Genomic DNA, 17,578 nt, shown 5'->3' on the forward strand with positions numbered 1-17,578 from the left:
ATGGCCGATCCACCCGCGGCGCGCGGCGGCCGGGGCCCGGCGGACCGGGACCGGAAGCGGCACGGGCGGCACTACACCCCGCCCGCGCTGGCCGGATTCCTGGCGCGGCGGCTGCTGGCGCACGCCCCGCCCGGCCCGGTGCTGCGCGTGCTCGACCCGGCCTGCGGCGACGGTGAGCTGCTGCTCGCGGTGGCGGCCGAGGCGGCGCGGCTGCGGCCGGAGACGCGGCTGGAGCTGGTCGGCCACGACCTGCACGCGGCCGGGTTGCGGCTGGCCGGGAGCAGGGCCGCGGCCGCGGGGGTGGCGGCGCGCTGGTGGGCGGGTGACTTCCTGGCCGCGGCGGACGCGCTGCCCGCGGGGGAGTTCCACGCGGTCATCACCAATCCGCCGTACGTGCGCACCCAGCAGCTCGGCGGAGCCGCCGCGACCGCGCTGCGGGCCAGGTACGGGCTGCGCGGGCGGATCGATCTGACGCACCCCTTCGTGGCGTCGGCCGCGCGGTTGCTCGCGCCCGGCGGGGTGCTCGCGCTGCTCTGCGCGAACCGGTACCTGACCACGCGGGCGGGGGTCAATGTGCGGGAGCTGCTGCGCGACGAGCTGGCGCCGGTCGAGCTGTACGACCTCGGGGACACCAAGTTGTTCGCGGCGGCGGTGCTGCCCGCGGTGACGATCGCGGTCAAGGGAGCCGTCGCCGGGCCGTGCCGCTTCGTCTCGGTGTACCAGGTGGGTGGCGCCGATCCCGGCGCGGAGTCCGACGACCTCTTCGACGCGATGCTCGCGCCGCGGAGCCGGCGGATCGCGCTCGGGGAGCGGGAGTTCGCGATGGAGGTCGGGGTGCTCGTCACCGGCGAACCCGGCGCGGGTTCCGCTGCCGGTCGAAGAGAGCCGGGCGCGGCTTCCGAGCCGGGGTCGGTCCGCGGCGTCGTGGACGGGACCCCGGGGGCAGCCTCCGCGACGGTCACCTCGGTGGGGCGGACCCGGCGGTCGCCCGGGGCCAAGGCGGGTGCCGCGCCGTGGCGGCTCTCGCATCCGGAGCTGGATGCCTGGCTGGGTGCGATCGACGCGGCGACCTGGCGGCGGGTGGGGGAGCTGGGGCGGATCCGGGTGGGGATCAAGACGACCGCGGACCCGGTGTTCATCTCGGATCGCTGGGACGCGGTGCGGCCGAGCCCGGAGCCGGAGCTGCTGCTCCCGCTGCTCACCCACGACGACTTGGCGCCGTGGCGGATCGAACGCGCGCGCGACGTCCGGGTGCTGTACCCGTACGACACGGCGGCGACCAGGCGCACCCCGGTCGACCTGGCCGTCTACCCCGGCGCCGCGGCCTACCTGACCGCGCACCGGGAGGCGCTGGCCGCGCGGCGCTACGTCACCGCGGGCGGAAGGGCGTGGTTCGAGATCTGGGTGCCGCAGCGGCCGCACCTGTGGCGCGCGCCGAAGGTGGTCTTCCCGGACATCAGCGCGGCCCCGCGGTTCGCGCTGGACCGCTCCGGCGCGGTGGTGAACGGCGACTGCTACTGGCTCTCGCTGGCCGACCTAGGCGAGCGCGCCGAGGAGCTGGCCGCGCTCGTCACCGGCGTCGCCAACTCCGCGGTGGGGCTGCGCTGGTACGACGCGGTGTGCGGGAACCGGCTCTACTCCGGCCGCCGCCGATGGATCACCCAGTACGTCTCCGGGATGCCGCTGCCCGACCCCGCGGCCCCCGCGGCGCGGGCGGTGATCGCGCTGGCGGTCGAGCTGCTGGCGGGCCGGGAGTTCGACGCCGCCGCGGCCGCGCTGCTGGACGAGCGGGTCCGCGCCGCCTTCGGGCTGCGCCGAGGGTCAGGCCCTGGGGCGGACGCCGATCATCGGGAGCAGGGTGCGCCTGGCGAAATCGCGGCCCGCCTCGGCGTCGTCGATCGGGATGAGGCCGTCCGGGGTGAGCGCGAGGGAGAGCGCGAGCCGGGCCATGATCTCGGCGACCAGATCCGGGTCGACCTGCTCGGCGGCGCCGGGCTCGCCTAGCTCGCGCAGCTTCTCCGCCAGGTAGGTGCGGCCGATGGCGAGCACCGGCCCGGCGTCGGTGGTGAGCTTGGGCAGGATCAGCTCCGGTTCGGTGCGCAGCAGCCTGCGCAGCAGCTGGTTGCCCGCGATCGCGGTGATGAAGGCGACGAAGATCTCCACCAGCTGGTCGTCGGAGCCGCTGACGGTGCGCACCCGGCCGTCGATCTCGGCCACAAAGCGCTGCGCCTCGCGCACCGTCACCGCCTCGACCAGGTCGTTCTTGGATTCGAAGCGGCGGTAGAGGGTGGCCGGGCTGATCCCGGCGCGGCGCGCGATCTCGCCCATGCTGGTGCGCTTGATGCCGAAATCGAGGAAGGCCGAGAAGGCGCTCTCCAGCAACCGCTCACCATCGGCGACCGGCTTCTCCAGGATGCGCTGGAGCATCGGCGGAACCGCGGACATCACATCTCCCGTCGACGTGCAGTGATCCGACGAGATTATTTCACCCCGCGACACCGGCCGGTCAGCCGCCGGGCAGGTCGAAATCCGCCATTTCCCGCTCGATCGCATTGGCGGCGAAATCCACCCCGCGACACCGCAGCTCGTGCACCCTGCGGCGCAGCGCCTCGATTCCCCCCGGTTGGGCCGCGATGTCGGCCACACTGATCCGTCCCCCCGAACGGTGCATACCCGAACGCTCGTACGCCACCGTGATACCTCCTGCCCACACGCAACGCCCGCGGCAAGCCGGAAGATCCAGCGCCGTGGCGGGGCGCTGTGATCATGTTATCAACGGTTCCGCGGCGGGCCCTTCGGTGTGGTGTCCCTCACAACGGCGTGGCGTCCCGGTGCGGGGTCGTGTTGTGAAGGTACACAGCGGCGTTGAGCTTGATGCCGTCCCGCTCGGCGTCGCCGAGCTCCCGCTTGACCTTGCCGGGCACCCCGGCGACCAGCGAGCCGGGCGGGATCCGCGCGCCCTCCGGGATCAGGGCATTGGCCGCGATCAGGCTGCCGGCGCCGATCACCGCGCCGTTCAGGACGGTTGCCCCCATGCCGACCAGCACGTCGTCCTCCACGGTGCAGCCGTGCAGGATCGCGTTGTGCCCCACCGAGACCCCGCTGCCGACGGTGAGCGGGAAGCCGGGGTCGGAGTGCAGCACGCAGCCGTCCTGGATGTTCGTCCCGGTGCCGATGTCGATGGTCTCCAGATCGGCGCGCAGCACGGCGCCGTACCAGATGCTGACGTCCGCGGCGAGCGTCACCCGGCCGATCACCGTCGCGGTCGGCGCGATCCAGGCGCGTTCGTCGATGGCAGGGGCGTGGCCGCCGATCTCGATTCTCATACCCCGAACCTAGCCGGGCCGGAACTGGGCGCGGTGCCCGGCCGGGCTGGTCCCGAGCCTGCGCTGGAAGTGGTGGCGCAGGCTGACCGCGGAGCCGAAGCCCGCCCGGCCCGCGATCCGCTCGACCGTCTCGTCGGTGCTCTCCAGCAGCAGCCGGGCCGCGTCGACGCGCTGGTGCAGCAGCCACTGCTGGGGGCTGGCGCCGGTGCGGTCGCGGAAGCGGCGGGTGAAGGTGCGCCGGGACATGTGGGCGACCGCGGCCAAGCCGTCCAGGTCGATCGGGTCGGCCAGGTTGGCCCGTGCCCAGACCATGGCCCGCTCGACCGGGTCGTCGTCGGCCGGGTCGGGGACCGGGACCGGGATGAACTGGGCCTGGGAGCCGCTCCGGTGCGGTGCGGTGACCAGGGCGGAGGCCAGCTCGGCGGCGGCGAGGGAGCCGTGGTCCGTGCGGACCAGGTGCAGGCAGCAGTCGAGCGCGGCGGCGACGCCTGCCGAGGTGACGATGTCGCCGAGGTCGGACCAGAGGGTGTCGGCGCGGACCCGCACCTTCGGGAAGGCGGTGGCCAGCTGCTCGGCCGTGGCCCAGTGGGTGGTCAACTCCCTGCCGTCGGCGAGGCCGGTCGCGGCGATGGCCCAGGCGCCGAGGCAGAGGCCGACCAGTCTGGCCCCGCGGGCGTTGGCGGTGCGCAGGGCGCCGAGCAGCTCGGGGGAGGGGGTGGCGTGCTGCCGCCAGCTCGGGATCACGATGGTGTCGGCGGTGGCCATGGTGTCGAGGCCGTGGTCGACGTGCAGGGCGAAGCCGGCGGGGGTGGCGAGTCTCCCGGGGTGTTCGGCGCAGACGCGGACGGCGTAGGGGGCGGGGCCGTCGATGCCGACGCGGCCGAAGACCAGGGTCGGGACCGCCAGGTGGAAGGGGCTGATGCCGTCGAAGGCGAGGACGGCTACCTCGTGCATGGCCCGATCTTAGCGGTGTGTGACTTGCGGGCCACTGGTTCCGGGGTGCGTGCGGGCCGAGCATCGAGGACATGACTTTCTCCTTCGACGCACTGCATGTCGGCGGGCCGACGCTGCGGTTCCGCTACGGCGGTCGCACCTGGCTCACCGATCCCACCTTCGACGAGCCGAGGGACTACCCGGGCGTCGCGGTGTCGCTGCACAAGCTGCACGGGCCCGCGGTGCCGCGGACCGAGATCGGGCCGATCGACGCGGTGCTGCTCTCGCACGACGAGCACGCCGACAATCTGGACGAATCAGGGCGCGTGCTGCTCGGGGAGGTGCCGGTGGTGCTCTCCACGCCCGGCGCCGCGGAGCGCATCCCCGGGGTGCGCGGGGTGGCCGAGTGGGAGACGGTGCCGGTGGGCGGAGTCGAGGTGACGGCGGTGCCCGCGCTGCACGGGCCCGCGGGGTGCGAGCCGGTGACCGGGGTGGTCACCGGGTTCGTGCTGCGCGCTCCAGGACAGCCGGTGGTGTACGTGTCGGGGGACAATGCCTCGGTCGAGGTGGTGGGGCGGATCGCGGAGCGGCTGGGGCCGATCGATATCGCGGTGCTGAACGTGGGGGCGGCGAACGTCGGGCTGTTCGGCGACGCGGACGTCACGCTGAACGCGCGCACCGCCCTGCAGGCGGCGGAGCTGCTCGGCAATGCCGTTGTGGTGCCGGTGCACGGCGAGGGGTGGGCGCACTTCAGCGAGACGCTGGAGCATCTGCGGCGCACGTTCGAGTACGCCGGACAGGCGGAGCGGCTGCGGATCCCGGTGCCGGGGGTGCGCTTCGAGATCGGGGTGCCGACGCGGGTGTGAAGGCCGCGGGCGTCCGGCGGCGCGGCGGGGCGCGGAGCCGCCCGCCGTGCGCCACGATGACCCCATGCGCATCGGAGTACCGCGGGAGATCAAGGAACAGGAGTTCCGGGTGGCGCTGACGCCCGCGGGCGCCGCCGAGCTGGTGCGGCACGGGCACGAGGTGTTGGTCGAGCGGGGCGCCGGGGTGGGGTCCGGGTTCGGGGACGCCGACTACACCGAGTCGGGGGCGGTCTCGGTGCCCGCCGCCGCGGAGGTGTGGGGCGCGGCCGAGCTGGTGCTCAAGGTGAAGGAGCCGGTCGAGGCGGAGTACCCGCTGCTGCGCCGCGGCCAGGTGCTCTTCACCTTCCTGCACCTGGCCGCCTCCCGCGGCTGCACCGAGGCGCTGCTGCGCTCCGGCGTCACCGCGCTCGCCTACGAGACGGTGCGCGCGCCGGACGGCTCGCTGCCGCTGCTCGCGCCGATGAGCGAGGTGGCGGGGAAGCTGGCGGCGCAGGTCGGGGCGTACCACCTGATGGCGCCGCTGGGCGGGGCCGGGGTGCTGCCGGGCGGGGTGCCCGGGGTGCGGCCGTGCGAGGTGGTGGTGCTCGGCGGCGGGGTGGCGGGCGCCTGCGCGGCCGAGGTCGCCGCCGGGATGGGGGCGCAGGTGACGGTGCTCGACACCAACCAGGCGCGGCTGCGCGAGCTGGAGCTGCGGTTCGGCAGCCGGATCGTCACCGTCGCCTCGAACAACACCGAGGTCGAGCGGGCGGTGCGCGGTGCCGACCTGGTGATCGGCTCGGTGCTGGTGCCGGGCGCGCGGGCGCCGAAGCTGGTCTCCACCGAGCTGGTCGGGCGGATGCGCCCGGGCGCCGTGCTGGTGGACGTCGCCGTCGACCAGGGCGGCTGCTTCGCCGACTCGCGCCCGACCACGCACGCCGCGCCGACCTTCCCGGTCGCGGACACGCTCTTCTACTGCGTCGCCAACATGCCGGGCGCGGTGCCGCACACCGCCACCCTCGCGCTCACCAACGCCACGTTGCCCCCGGTGCTCGCCATCGCCGACCGCGGGGTGCGGGCCGCATGCCGGGCGGACCGCGGGTTGGTCGCCGGGCTCACCGCGGCGAACGGGAAGCTCTTCTCGGCGGAGGTCGGCGCGGCGCACGGGATCCCGGTCGCCGCGCCGGACCTCGGCTGATCACTCCGGGTCGGTGAGGTACCAGTCCGGCTCGGCGGTCTCGGGCAGGTCGCGCAGCTTGTCCGGGTTGCGGACCACGTGGATGGCGGTGATCCGGCCCGCGTCGACGGTGAAGGCGAAGACGCCGGTGTGGTTGCCGTCGAAGACCAGCAGCCCCGGGGCACCGTTGACCAGCACCGCCCGGCCCCAGCCGTGCCTGGCGGCGGGCGCGTGGTACCAGCCGACCAGCAGCTTGGCCACCAGCTCCGCGCCCGCCACCGGCCTGCGGATGGCGGGCACCTTGCCGCCGCTGTCGGCGGTCAGGCTGACCTTCGCGTCCAGCACGCCGAGCAGCGCGGCGAGGTCGCCGGAGCGCCAGGCCAGGGCGAAGGCGGAGACCACCTTCCGGTGCTCGTCCGGGGAGGCGGGGAAGCGCGGGGTGCCGTCCTCGACCCGCTTGCGGGCGCGGGAGGCGAGCTGCCTGACCGCGGCCGGGGTGCGGCCGACCACGTCGGCGACCTCGGGGCCGCTCATGCCGAAGACGTCCTGCAGCACGAAGGCGGTGCGCTCGGCGGGGGAGAGCGATTCGAGCACCACCAGCAGCGCCGTCGTCACCCGCTCGTCCTGGGTGACGCGGTCGGCGGGGTCGGCCGAGGTGGTCACCTCCGGTTCGGGGAGCCACTCGCCGACGTACTGCTCGCGGCGCACCCGGGCCGAGCCGAGGTGGTCCAGCGCGAGCCGGCCGGTGGCGGTGCTGAGCCAGGCGCGCAGGTTCTCGATCGGGGCGCCGCCGGATTCGGTGTGCCGCTGCAGCCGCAGCCACGCCTCCTGCACCACGTCGTCGGCGTCGGCCAGGCTGCCGAGCGTGCTGTAGGCGAGCCTGCGCAGGTAGGGCCGGTGCTCCTGGAATTCGCGCGCCAGCGCGGCGGTCTCGTCGTGCATCGCCATCCACCGTTCGTTTCTCGGTCCGTCGTCAGGTGGACGACGTGGCCGGTCCGAGTGTGACAGCACCGGCTAACCTCGCCGGGTGTCCACCTCGGTGCCCCTCGGTCTCGCGCTCGGCTTCGCACTCGACCTGGCGTTCGGGGATCCGCGGCGGTGGCATCCGGTGGCCGGGTTCGGGAGCGGGGCGCTCGCGCTGGAGCGGGTGACCTACCGGGACCACCGGCTCGCCGGGGCGGTGCACGAGGCGGTCGCGGTGGGGGCGGTGGTCGGCCCGGGGCGGGTGCTGGGCCGGGGTGGGCTGCCGGTGGTGGCGGTCGCGACCTGGACCGTGCTGGGCGGGACGAGTCTGGCGCGGACCGGGCGGCGGATGGCGGATGCGCTGGAGTCGGGGGACATCGAGCGCGCGCGGGCGCTGCTGCCCTCGCTCTGCGGGCGTGATCCCGCCCACCTCGATGCCGACGGGTTGGCGCGGGCGGCGCTGGAATCTATCGCCGAGAACACCTCGGACGCGACCGTCGCGCCGCTCTTCTGGGGTGCGGTCGCCGGGGTGCCGGGGCTGCTCGGGTACCGCGCGGTGAACACGCTGGACGCCATGATCGGGTACCGGAACGCGCGCTACCGGCGCTTCGGCTGGGCCGCGGCCAGGGTCGACGACCTCGCCAACCTGGTGCCCGCCCGGCTCACCGGCGCGCTCACCGTGGCGCTCGCGCCGCTGCTCGGCGGCAGCGCCGCCGGTGCGCTCGCCGCCTGGCGCCGGGACGCCGGTGCGCACCCGAGCCCCAACGCCGGGGTGGTCGAGGCGTCGGCCGCCGGTGCGCTCGGCATCCGGCTCGGCGGGCCGACGCGGTACGCGCACGGCACCGAGCTGCGCCCGGTCCTCGGTCGCGGCCGCGATCCGCGGGTCGCCGATCTGCGCCGCGCCGTCCGGCTCTCCGAGCTGGTCCAGCTCGGAGCGGTGGTCGTCGCCGTCGCCGCGGCGGTAGCGCGGAAGCGCCGCTGACCGGAAGGCGGCCCCGGGGCGCGCCTGTCGGTGGTGTGCAGCCGCAGGACATGCCTGTGGCGATATTCGGTCGAGCGCGGAGCGGGCGATCTACGTCAGCGGGAGCGCCCGTACCGATCCGCCAACCGCTGCTCGGGCGTCACCGCTGCCGAATCCACCACCTCCGCGACCGGCGCGGGACCAGCCTTCTCCGCCCGCCGCGCCCGGATCTCGGCGTACGCGAAGTACCCCAACCCCAGCGGCGCCATGATTCCGAACGCCAACCACTGCAACCCGTACGACAGGTACGGCCCCGCATCCAACTGCGGCAGCGGGCTCGGCGCGAAGACCCCCGCCTGCCCCTCGTCCAGCTGCAGGTACCCCCCGCGCCCCCCGGTCGGCACGCTGGTCAGCGACACCCCGAGCACCTCGGCCCCCTGCCCGGTGTCGATGGAGTACACCTGCCGGAACCCGTCCTGCACCGACGGCGCCCGGTCCGGCGCCACCCCCTCGCTGTCCCGCACCCTGGCCGCGAGCGTCACCGAACCGGCGGGCGGCTCGGGCACGGCGGGCGGCCGCGACCCGTCGACCGCCTTCACCAGCCCGCGATCCACCAGCAGCACCCGCCCGTCGTCCAGCCGGAAGGCGCCGAGCACGGTGTACCCCGGCGCCCCGTCCAGGTGCCGCAGCCGGACCAGGACCGTGCTGTCCGGCAGGTACGAACCGGTGGCGGTGACCCGGCGCCACTCCACCGCGTCCGGCTGCACCCCGGAGTCCGCGGCGAGCAGCTCGCCGACGTCCACCGGATCGGCCCGCACGGAGTCGGCGATCAGCTGGTTGCGGTGCTCGGTGCTGTCGTTCTTGCCCAGCTGCCACGGCGCGAGCACGGTGAAGCAGAGGTAGGCGAACCCGGCCACCAGCGCGGCGAGCACGAGCCAGCTGGGTCGGAGCAGGAAGGAGAATCTGCGCATCAGCCCGACTCCCCGGGGAGTTCGGCGCGCACCCAGTCGAGCAGCCCGGGCACCGCGGCCTCGATCTGGTCGCGGACCAGGTCGAAGCCCGCGTCGTCGCCGTAGTACGGGTCGGGGACGTCCGGCCCGTCGGCGGCCGGGTCGAAGCTGCGCAGCAGGCGGCGGCGGTCGGCGGGGACGCCGAGCCGGGCCAGGGCGCGCTCGTGCGTGGTGTCCAGCGCGACGACCAGGTCGGCGTCCCGGTGCGCGGCGCCGAACTCGGCGGCGACGTGCGCGTCGTCGTAGCCCGCCCGGCGCAGCACGGCGGCGGTGCGCGGGTCGGCCGGGTTGCCCACGTGCCAGTCGCCGGTGCCCGCGCTGGTCACCCGCACCCGGTCGGCCAGCCCGGCCCGCTCCAGGTGCTTCTCGAAGACCCGCGCCGCCATCGGCGATCGGCAGATATTGCCGGTACAGACGAAGGACACGTGCAGCTCACCCACGCCGCCATTGTCCCCGCGGGCGCCGGTGCCACGCCACGTAGGGTGTGCAGACGTGCCAGAGGACACCATCGACCACGCCGCGCTGCGGCACCACGGTGACGTGGAGGCGGTGCCGGGCATGCTCGATTTCGCGGTGAACGTGCGCGGTACCGCGCCGCCGCCGTGGCTGCGCGAGCGGCTCGCCGCCCGGCTCGGCGACCTGGCGCGGTACCCCGCGGCGGCCGAGGAGCGGCGGGCGCGGGCGGCGGTCGCGGCCAGGCACGGGCGGAGCCAGGAGGAGGTGCTGCTGCTCGGCGGCGCCGCCGAGGGGTTCGCGCTGCTGCCCAGGCTGGCGCCGCGCGCGGCCGCGGTGCTGCACCCCTCCTTCACCGAGCCGGAGCTGGCGCTGCGCGAGGCCGGGGTGCCGGTACGCCGGGTGCTGCTCGAGCCGCCCTACGCCCTCGACGCCGCCGCGGTGCCGGACGACGCCGACCTGGTGGTGCTCGGCAACCCCACCAACCCGACCTCGGTGCTGCACCCGGCGGCTGCGATCACCGCGCTGCGCAGGCCGGGGCGGGTGCTCGTGGTCGACGAGGCCTTCATGGACGCGGTCCCCGGCGAGCCCGCGTCGCTGGCCGGGCTCGCGGCGCCGGACGTGCTTGTCCTGCGCAGCCTCACCAAGACCTGGGCGCTCGCCGGGCTGCGCTGCGGGTACCTCCTCGGCGCGCCGGAGCTGCTGGCCCGGCTGGCGCACGGGCGCCCGCACTGGCCGCTCGGCACGCTGCAGTTGGAGGCGATCACCGCCACCGCCGAGCCGGGCGCCGTCGCGTGGGCCGAGCGCGAGGCGCTGGCCATCGCCGCCGAGCGGGAGGCGATGGTCGCCAAGCTCCGCGCGCTCGGCATCGCCGTGCACACCCCCGCCGCGGGCCCCTTCCTGCTGCTCCGCGCCCCCGACGGCGCCGCCCTCCGCACCGCACTCGCCGCGGACGGCATCGCGGTCCGCCGCGCCGACACCTTCCCCGGCCTCGGCCCCGACCACCTCCGCGTCGCCGTCCGCGACGCCCCCGCGGTCGCCACCCTCACCGCCGCCATCCGCGCCCACCGCAGCGCCACCGTCCCGACCGGAGGGAGCCTTCCCGCATGACCACCCTGGCCGAGCTGATCGCGGTGCTGGACACCGCCTACCCGCCGTCGCTCGCCGAATCCTGGGACTCGGTCGGCCTGGTCTGCGGCGATCCGGCCGAACCGGTGCACCGGGTGCACTTCGCCGTCGACGCCACCGCGGCCGTGGTCGACGAGGCGATCGCGGCGGGGGCGCAGGCGCTGGTCGCGCACCACCCGCTGCTGCTGCGCGGCGTCGACACCGTCGCCGCCGACACCCCGAAGGGCGCGCTGCTGCACCGCCTCGTCCGCAGCGGCTGCGCCCTCTTCACCGCGCACACCAACGCCGACTCCGCCGCCCCCGGCGTCTCGGACGCGCTCGCCGAAGCGCTCGGCCTCCACGACCTCCGCCCGCTCGACCCGCAGGACGCGGCCCCGGTGGACAATTGGACCGTCCAGGTCCCCCGCGAGCACACCGACGCGGTCGCCGCCGCGCTCTTCGCCGCGGGCGCGGGCGGGACGGGCAACTACCGGGACTGCGCCTCGATCACCCCCTCCACCGGCCAGTTCCGCCCGATGCCCGGCGCGAACCCGGCCGTCGGCACGGCGGGCGAGCTGACCCGCGTCCCCGAGGACCGGCTCGAGGTGATCGCCCCGCCGAACCGCCGCACCGCGGTCCTCGCCGCGCTGCGCGCCGCGCACCCGTACGAGGAGCCCGCCTTCCACGTCAGCCCCCGTGCCGCGCTCCCCACCGGCACCGGTCTCGGCCGCATCGGCACGCTGCCGACCCAGGAAACCCTGCGCGACTTCACCGCGCGCGCCGCCGCCGCGCTCCCCGCCACCGCCTGGGGCGTGCGCGCCGCGGGCGACCCGGAGCGGATCGTGCGCACGGTCGCGGTCTGCGGCGGCGCAGGCGACTCGTTCCTCGGCACGGTCGCGCGCAGCGGGGTGGACGCCTACCTCACGGCCGACCTGCGCCACCACCCCGCCGACGAGCACCTGCGCGCGGGCGGCCCGGCGCTGATCGACGCCGCGCACTGGGCCACCGAATTCCCCTGGTGCGCACAGGCGGCGGCGCTGGTCCGCAATGCGCTGCCCGGGCTGACCACGCACGTCTCGGCGCTGCGCACCGACCCGTGGACCGTCGGGTGCGGGCACTGAGCGGCGAACGGCGCGTCACGCGGAGGTGACGGCTCGGTTCCGTCCCCGATTCGCCCGAGATTCCCGCTCCGACAGGGGTATAACCACGGCATGAGTTACCCGGTGGATTTCGGGGTGCTGCAGGTCGGTCTGATCGTTGCGATCGTCGTCGCGGTGGCACTGCTGGTTTCGGCGTTCGTGCGGATGCGCAGCTTCGGGCTGCGCGCGCTACTCGGCCGCGGCACCAGCGGCGTCGTGCTGCTGGTCGCCGCGCTGCTGCTGCTCTGGGTGGTCACCCTGGTGCAGACCTACCTCGGGCTGGCGGGCGAGGTGAAGGCCGCGCACGTCGTCGCCACCCCCGTCGCCGGGCAGGAGCACCGGATGGAGGTGCGGGTCACGCTCTTCGGCGACGACCAGCACGAGGAGCGCACCGACACCTACCAGGTGGAGGGCGACCTCTGGGTGCTGCAGGCCAATATCGTCGAGCTGGAGCCGTGGGTGAACGCGCTCGGCTTCGGCTCCGGGTACAAGGTGACCAGGCTCTACGGCCAGCGGCTCGACGGCGTCGCCACCGCGCAGAACCACATCTTCCTGAACGGCGAGGACCGCGACTTCTTCCAGGACATGGACGAGGGGCGCTGGTTCACCGAGCCCTTCGTGCGCTCCGCCTACGGCAACGCGGTGATCGCCACGCCGGGCGAGTTCGACGTCTTCATCTCCCGCGACGCCATCAAGACCAGGCCCGCCGAGTAGGCGGCCCGCTGCGCGGTACGGTGGTGGACCTGCTCGTGCCCCACCTCGTCTCCCAGGAGTCTGCCCGCAGTGAATGTCGAACCATCGATCCAGGCCGCGCTGCTCCGGCTCGCGGCCGCCGATGCCGAGCTGACGCGGATCGCGCACCGGCGGAAGGTGCTGCCCGAGCAGCAGGAGGTGGCCCGGCTGGAGGCGGAGCGCAACGCTCAGAAGGACGCCGCGGTCAAGGTCGAGATCGAGCTCGACGACCTGGATCGCGACATCCGCAAGCTGGAGGGCGAGGTCGAGGCGGTGCGCAAGCGCGAGGAGCGCGACCGCTCCATGCTCACCTCCGGCGCGGTGCACGCCAAGCAGCTCACCGACCTGGAGCACGAGCTCACCAGCCTGGAGCGCCGCCGCGGCGCGCTGGAGGACGACCTGCTCGAGGTAATGGAGCGGCGCGAGGCGTCGGCCGCGGACCACGACCACGCGGGCGCCAGGCTGAGCCGGGCCGAGGAGGAGCTCACCGACGCGCAGCGGCTGCGCGACGAGGCCGTGGCCGACCTGGACGTGGCGCAGCAGCGCTGCGAGAACGACCGGGCCGGGCTGGTCGGGCAGTTCCCCGGCGAGCTGCTCGCGCTCTACGACCGGCAGCGCGCGGCGCACGGCGTCGGGGCGGCGCTGCTGCAGGCGCGGCGCTGTGGGGCCTGCCGGATCGAGCTGGACCGCGGCGAGATCGCGCGGATCGCCAAGACCGAGCCGGACGTGGTGCTGCGCTGTCCGGAGTGCGGCGCGATCCTGGTGCGCACCAAGGAATCGGGGCTGTGACCGCCCGGCCGGGCACCGTGATCGTCGAAGCGGACGGGGGGTCGCGCGGCAATCCGGGGCCGGCCGGGTACGGGGCCGTCGTCTGGGACGCGGCGCGCGCCGACGTGCTCGCCGAGCGGCGGGCGAGCATCGGGGTGGCGACCAACAATGTCGCCGAGTATCGGGGGCTGATCGCCGGGCTGGAGGCGGCGCTGGAGCTCGGGGCCGCCGTCGTCGAGGTCAGGATGGACTCGAAGCTGGTGGTCGAGCAGCTCTCCGGGCGCTGGAAGGTCAAGCACCCTTCCATGATTCCGCTGGCCGAGGAGGCGCGCGGGCTGGTCGCGAAGTTCGACGCGGTCTCCTTCGCCTGGATCCCGCGCGCCCGCAACAGCCACGCCGACCGCCTCGCCAACGAGGCCATGGACGCCGCCGCGAGCGGCGAGGAACTGCCCGCCGCGAGCGGCGGGGGCGGCGCGCTCGCGAGCGCGGAAGCCGGTGCCGCGCAGCGCGGCGCCCCGCCGAGCGAGGACCCGGTGACAGCGGCGTCCACACGGGATGGGGCGCAGGCCGCCGGAGCCGCCGCCACGGCGACCGCGCCGGATCGGGCATTCGCCGCCGTGGCGGCCGCGGACGGCCGTGCACCCGGCGATACCGCCGGCACGGCAGCCGCGCGCAATCGGGCACCGGGCTGGACCGGGGCGGTAGGGGCGCCGACGCGGCTGCTGTTGCTGCGGCATGGCCGCACCGCGCTCTCGGTGGAGCGCCGCTACTCGGGGCGAGGAAATCCGCCGCTGGACGAGGTGGGGCGGGAGCAGGCCGCCCGGGCGGCGGCGATGCTCGCCGCGCGCGGCGGGATCGACGCCGTCGTCTGCTCCCCCCTGTCCCGCGCGCACGAGACCGCGACCGCCGCCGCGACCGCGCTCGGCCTGCGCGCGGAGATCGTCGACGACCTCATCGAGACCGATTTCGGCAGCTGGGAGGGGCTCACCTTCTCCGAGGCCGCCGCCCGCGACCCGGAGGCGCACGCCGCCTGGCTCGGCGACCCCGCCCTGCCCCCGCCGGACGGCGAGAGCTTCGCCGCGGTGCGCACCAGGATCGAGCGCGCCCGCGACGACCTGCTCGCCCGCTTCCCGGAGCGGACGGTGCTTGTGGTCAGCCACGTGACCCCGATCAAGACCCTGCTGCAGCTGGCGCTCGACGCGGGCCCCGCGCTCCTCTACCGCCTGCACCTGGATCTCGCCGCGCTCTCGATCGCCGAGTTCTACCCGGACGGCGGCGCCTCGGTGCGGCTGGTCAACGACACCTCGTATCTCTAGAACAGGTTCTCCCACCTGCGGTTCTTCCCCGGGAACGCTGTTACCGGCCGGAAGGATTGCGAATTATCACGCATCACAACGAAATCCGCGCGGAAATCCGGGAACCCTGCGGTGAATCTCACTCCGGATCGTATCCGGAGCCGGCCGCCGGTAGGCTTTCACGCGGTCAAGCACAGACACGTCCCCTCCCCGGCGAAACCGGTTGTGAGCAGCGCATTTTCGCGAGGGGGTGCCGGTGCGCCCGAGCCCGCGGTGCCCGGGATGTTCGATGGGAGTGCACGTTCTATGGTCGGTCCGGCGAAGGTCGTTGTTCTCGGTGCCGGTATCGGCGGATTGACCGCGGCCGCCGCGCTCAGGCACGCCGGAATCGGCGTCGAGATCTACGAGGCCGGCCCCGAACTGCGCGCCCAGGGCTCGGCGCTCTCGGTGCAGTCCAATGCCGTGCACGCGCTGCGCACGCTCGGCCCCGAGCCGGAGCGGGACCTGCTCGAGCGCGGCGCCAGGGTCGAGAGCTTCCGGTTCTGCCGCCCGGACGGCTCGCCGCTGCGGGTGCTCCCGGTCGAGAAGCAGGAGGCGCGGCTGAACGCGCCGAGCATTGCGATCCACCGCGCCGACCTGCACGCCGCGCTGCGCACCGCGGCCGGTGACACCCCGATCCACCTGGACGCCCGCGCCACCCGCTTCGTCGACGGCGACGACCACGTGCGGGTCGAGTTCGCCGACGGCCGGGTCGCCGAGGGCGACGTCCTGATCGGCGCCGACGGCATTCACTCGGTGGTCCGCGCCCAGCTGCACGGCCGTGCAGACCCGCGCCCCGGCGGCTTCGTCTGCTGGCTGGCCTGCATCCCGTTCGAGCACGAGACGGTCAGGCCGGGCTCGTCGACGCACTACTGGGGCACCGGGATGCGGTTCGGGCTGCACGACATCGGGGACGGCCGGGTCTACTGGTGGGGCACGAAGACGCTGCCCGCCGCCGAGGCCGCGGACTGGAAGGGCGGCAAGGCGGAGCTGCTCCGGCTCTACGCCGACTGGGCGCCCGAGGTGCGCGCCTGCATCGAGCAGACCGACGAGGAGGCGATCCTCGCGGTGCCCGCGCAGGACCGGCCGCCGCTCACGCAGTGGGGTCGCGGCCGGGTGACGCTGCTCGGCGACGCCGCGCACCCCATGCTGCCCGCGCTCGCGCAGGGCGCCAACGCCGCCATCGAGGACGCGGTGGCGCTGGCCGCCGCGCTGCGCTCCGCGGTCGACCCGGCGCTCGGGCTGCGCCGCTACGAGCAGCAGCGGATCGAGCGCTCCGCCATGTTCGTGGACGGCTCGCGCAGCCTCAGCATGATCGAGCAGACCACCGACGCGAAGCTGGTCGCGCTGCGCAACACCTACTTCCGCTTGGCGCCGACCGAGTTCTTCCTGCGCGAGCTGAGCAAGCCGATGTCCTTCCCCTCGCTCACCGGCCCCACCGCCGAGCTGCCGCGCGCGCTGACCCCGGCCGAGCGCTGGCACTGGATCGCCGACCAGCTGGCGCCGCTGCACGTGGTGGCGAGGGTGCGGGTGCACGGCACCGTCGACCCGGAGCGGGTGCGCGCCGCGCTGGCCGAGGTGCAGCGCAGGCACCCGCTGCTGCGGGTCGCGGTGAAAGCCCGGCCGAACGGCACCGAACCCGAGTTCGTCCCGGTGGACGGGGCGATCCCGCTGCGCGAGGTGGCCGGGGCCGAGCCGGAGGGCTGGCTCGCCGAGGTCGACGGCACTGAGCTCGCCGCGCCGTTCGACTCGGCGGTCGGCCCGCTGGCCCGCGCGGTGCTGGTGCACGCCGCCGACGGGTCGGGCGCGGACCTGCTGATCACTCTGCACCACGTCGTCGGCGACGGGCAGAGCGCGCTCACCGTGGCCGAGCAGGTGCTGCGGGTGGCGGCGGGCGAGGCGGGGGAGTACCCGGCGGCGCCGGTGCGGCCCGGCGCGGAGCAGCTCTTCCCGGCGGGCGTCGGCGGGCTCAGGCGCACCGCCACCTCGGTGCTCCGCGACCAGCAGGCGCGGCTGAAGCGGGCCGAGCGGCTGCGCCCCACCGAGCTGGCGGAGCCGAAGGCGCGGCGCAGCCGGGTGCTGCACCGGCGGATCGACGGCGATCGGCTGGAGGCGCTGCTCGCGGGGTGCGCCGAGCACGGGGTCGGGGTGCGGGCGGCGCTGGCGGCGGCGCTGATCGGCGCCACTGCGCGGGAGGCCGGGGCCGAGGATGCTGCCACCTACGCCATCGGTACCCTGCTGAACTTCCGGGAGCAGCTGCCGGTCTCGGATGCCGAGGTCGGGGTCTACCAGGGGCTGATCAGCAGCACCGCGGAGTACGCGCCGTGGACGCCGCTGTGGCAGGTCGCCGCCGAGCTGGAGCGCGAGCTCGGCACCAGGATCGCCGACCGGGACCACCTCGCCGCGGTGGAGCTGCTCCGGCTGACCACGCCGAAGTCGGCGGCGGCGGCCGGGTCGGCGGTGCGGGCGCTGGACCGCGGCGGCCCAGGCCACCTGTGTCTCACCTACCTGGAGCGTCCGGCCTTCCCGGACAAGCTGGGGGCGTGGCGGCTCTCCGGCGCGCAGTTCGTGACGGGGATGTCGGTCTGCGGCTTCGTCTCGGCCACCGCGACGGTGCTGCACGGCGAGCTGACCCTGAACCTCGGCTACGTCGAGCCCGCCGTCTCCGCGGAGCGGGCGGAGCGGCTGGCCGACGAGACAGTGCGGGCGCTGCTCGGCGCGCTCTGACCCGAATCGCACGCGCCACGATCCACCGCGACCGATGGCAGGTCCGCGTCCAGGCACGACTCGGCACCGGAGTGCACACCGACGAACAGATCATCGACACCCGGGG

16 protein-coding genes and 1 pseudogene are annotated in these 17,578 nt (G+C 75.0%); 10 read left to right on the forward strand and 7 right to left on the reverse strand.

Going from position 1 to position 17,578, the window contains the following annotated elements; genetic code table 11:
• Positions 1-630, forward strand: a pseudogene (locus tag ACFUUZ_RS25145) (Eco57I restriction-modification methylase domain-containing protein); the annotation flags it as partial.
• A 1,191-nt stretch (positions 631-1,821) separates the two neighbouring features.
• On the opposite strand, the gene ACFUUZ_RS25150 reads toward ACFUUZ_RS25145, so the two are convergent.
• The 4 genes from ACFUUZ_RS25150 to ACFUUZ_RS25165 form a co-directional block, all read right to left on the reverse strand.
• A complete protein-coding gene (locus ACFUUZ_RS25150) occupies positions 1,822-2,445 on the reverse strand; it encodes a TetR/AcrR family transcriptional regulator (RefSeq protein ID WP_378700245.1) in 624 nt (207 codons plus the stop codon).
• Positions 2,446-2,506: 61 nt separating this feature from the next.
• Positions 2,507-2,644: a hypothetical protein gene (locus ACFUUZ_RS25155; RefSeq protein ID WP_378700247.1), complete on the reverse strand. Its 138-nt coding sequence runs from the start codon at positions 2,642-2,644 to the stop codon at positions 2,507-2,509.
• A 166-nt stretch (positions 2,645-2,810) separates the two neighbouring features.
• Positions 2,811-3,326, reverse strand: a complete 516-nt coding sequence (locus ACFUUZ_RS25160) for a gamma carbonic anhydrase family protein (protein ID WP_378700249.1) — start codon at positions 3,324-3,326, stop codon at positions 2,811-2,813.
• Between the two features lie 9 nt (positions 3,327-3,335).
• Entirely contained in the window at positions 3,336-4,280 is a 945-nt protein-coding gene (locus tag ACFUUZ_RS25165) for a GlxA family transcriptional regulator (RefSeq protein WP_378700252.1), read from the reverse strand.
• Positions 4,281-4,351: 71 nt separating this feature from the next.
• Here ACFUUZ_RS25165 and ACFUUZ_RS25170 point away from each other — a divergent pair, with 71 nt between their 5' ends.
• Entirely contained in the window at positions 4,352-5,125 is a 774-nt protein-coding gene (locus ACFUUZ_RS25170; protein WP_378700254.1) for an MBL fold metallo-hydrolase, read from the forward strand.
• Positions 5,126-5,189: 64 nt separating this feature from the next.
• Complete coding sequence (gene ald / locus ACFUUZ_RS25175) at positions 5,190-6,299, forward strand: alanine dehydrogenase (protein WP_378700256.1); 1,110 nt, start codon at positions 5,190-5,192, stop codon at positions 6,297-6,299.
• On the opposite strand, the gene sigJ is transcribed toward ald, so the two are convergent.
• Entirely contained in the window at positions 6,300-7,226 is a 927-nt protein-coding gene (gene sigJ / locus ACFUUZ_RS25180) for an RNA polymerase sigma factor SigJ (protein WP_378700257.1), read from the reverse strand.
• Between the two features lie 79 nt (positions 7,227-7,305).
• Here sigJ and ACFUUZ_RS25185 point away from each other — a divergent pair, with 79 nt between their 5' ends.
• Complete coding sequence (locus tag ACFUUZ_RS25185; protein ID WP_378700258.1) at positions 7,306-8,223, forward strand: cobalamin biosynthesis protein; 918 nt, start codon at positions 7,306-7,308, stop codon at positions 8,221-8,223.
• Positions 8,224-8,318: 95 nt separating this feature from the next.
• Here the strand turns inward: ACFUUZ_RS25185 and ACFUUZ_RS25190 are convergent, their stop codons facing one another.
• On the reverse strand, positions 8,319-9,173 hold the full coding sequence (locus ACFUUZ_RS25190) for an SURF1 family protein (RefSeq protein ID WP_378700261.1): 855 nt from the start codon (positions 9,171-9,173) through the stop codon (positions 8,319-8,321).
• On the reverse strand, positions 9,173-9,598 hold the full coding sequence (locus ACFUUZ_RS25195) for a low molecular weight protein-tyrosine-phosphatase (RefSeq protein ID WP_378700285.1): 426 nt from the start codon (positions 9,596-9,598) through the stop codon (positions 9,173-9,175). Before ACFUUZ_RS25195 ends, ACFUUZ_RS25190 begins: the two co-directional genes overlap by 1 nt.
• Before the next feature lie 106 nt (positions 9,599-9,704).
• On the opposite strand from ACFUUZ_RS25195, the gene cobC reads away from it, so the two are divergent.
• The 6 genes from cobC (at position 9,705) to ACFUUZ_RS25225 (ending at position 17,472) form a co-directional block, all read left to right on the forward strand.
• Positions 9,705-10,775 (forward strand): Rv2231c family pyridoxal phosphate-dependent protein CobC, encoded by a 1,071-nt coding sequence (gene cobC / locus ACFUUZ_RS25200; protein ID WP_378700263.1) that lies wholly within the window; start codon positions 9,705-9,707, stop codon positions 10,773-10,775.
• Entirely contained in the window at positions 10,772-11,893 is a 1,122-nt protein-coding gene (locus tag ACFUUZ_RS25205) for a Nif3-like dinuclear metal center hexameric protein (protein ID WP_378700265.1), read from the forward strand. The genes cobC and ACFUUZ_RS25205 overlap by 4 nt, the downstream gene beginning before the upstream one ends.
• Before the next feature lie 90 nt (positions 11,894-11,983).
• Positions 11,984-12,625 (forward strand): hypothetical protein, encoded by a 642-nt coding sequence (locus ACFUUZ_RS25210; protein WP_378700268.1) that lies wholly within the window; start codon positions 11,984-11,986, stop codon positions 12,623-12,625.
• Positions 12,626-12,694: 69 nt separating this feature from the next.
• Positions 12,695-13,432 carry a zinc ribbon domain-containing protein gene (locus tag ACFUUZ_RS25215; protein ID WP_378700270.1) on the forward strand — a complete coding sequence of 246 codons (738 nt, stop codon included), beginning with the start codon at positions 12,695-12,697 and terminating at the stop codon, positions 13,430-13,432.
• Positions 13,429-14,727, forward strand: coding sequence for a bifunctional RNase H/acid phosphatase (locus ACFUUZ_RS25220; protein WP_378700272.1), 1,299 nt, complete (start codon positions 13,429-13,431; stop codon positions 14,725-14,727). Before ACFUUZ_RS25215 ends, ACFUUZ_RS25220 begins: the two co-directional genes overlap by 4 nt.
• A gap of 285 nt (positions 14,728-15,012) precedes the next feature.
• Positions 15,013-17,472, forward strand: coding sequence for an FAD-dependent monooxygenase (locus ACFUUZ_RS25225; RefSeq protein WP_378700274.1), 2,460 nt, complete (start codon positions 15,013-15,015; stop codon positions 17,470-17,472).
• Positions 17,473-17,578 lie beyond the last annotated feature (106 nt).

The organism is Nocardia sp. NPDC057353, assembly GCF_042667085.1.
In the GTDB taxonomy this organism is placed as follows: domain Bacteria; phylum Actinomycetota; class Actinomycetes; order Mycobacteriales; family Mycobacteriaceae; genus Nocardia.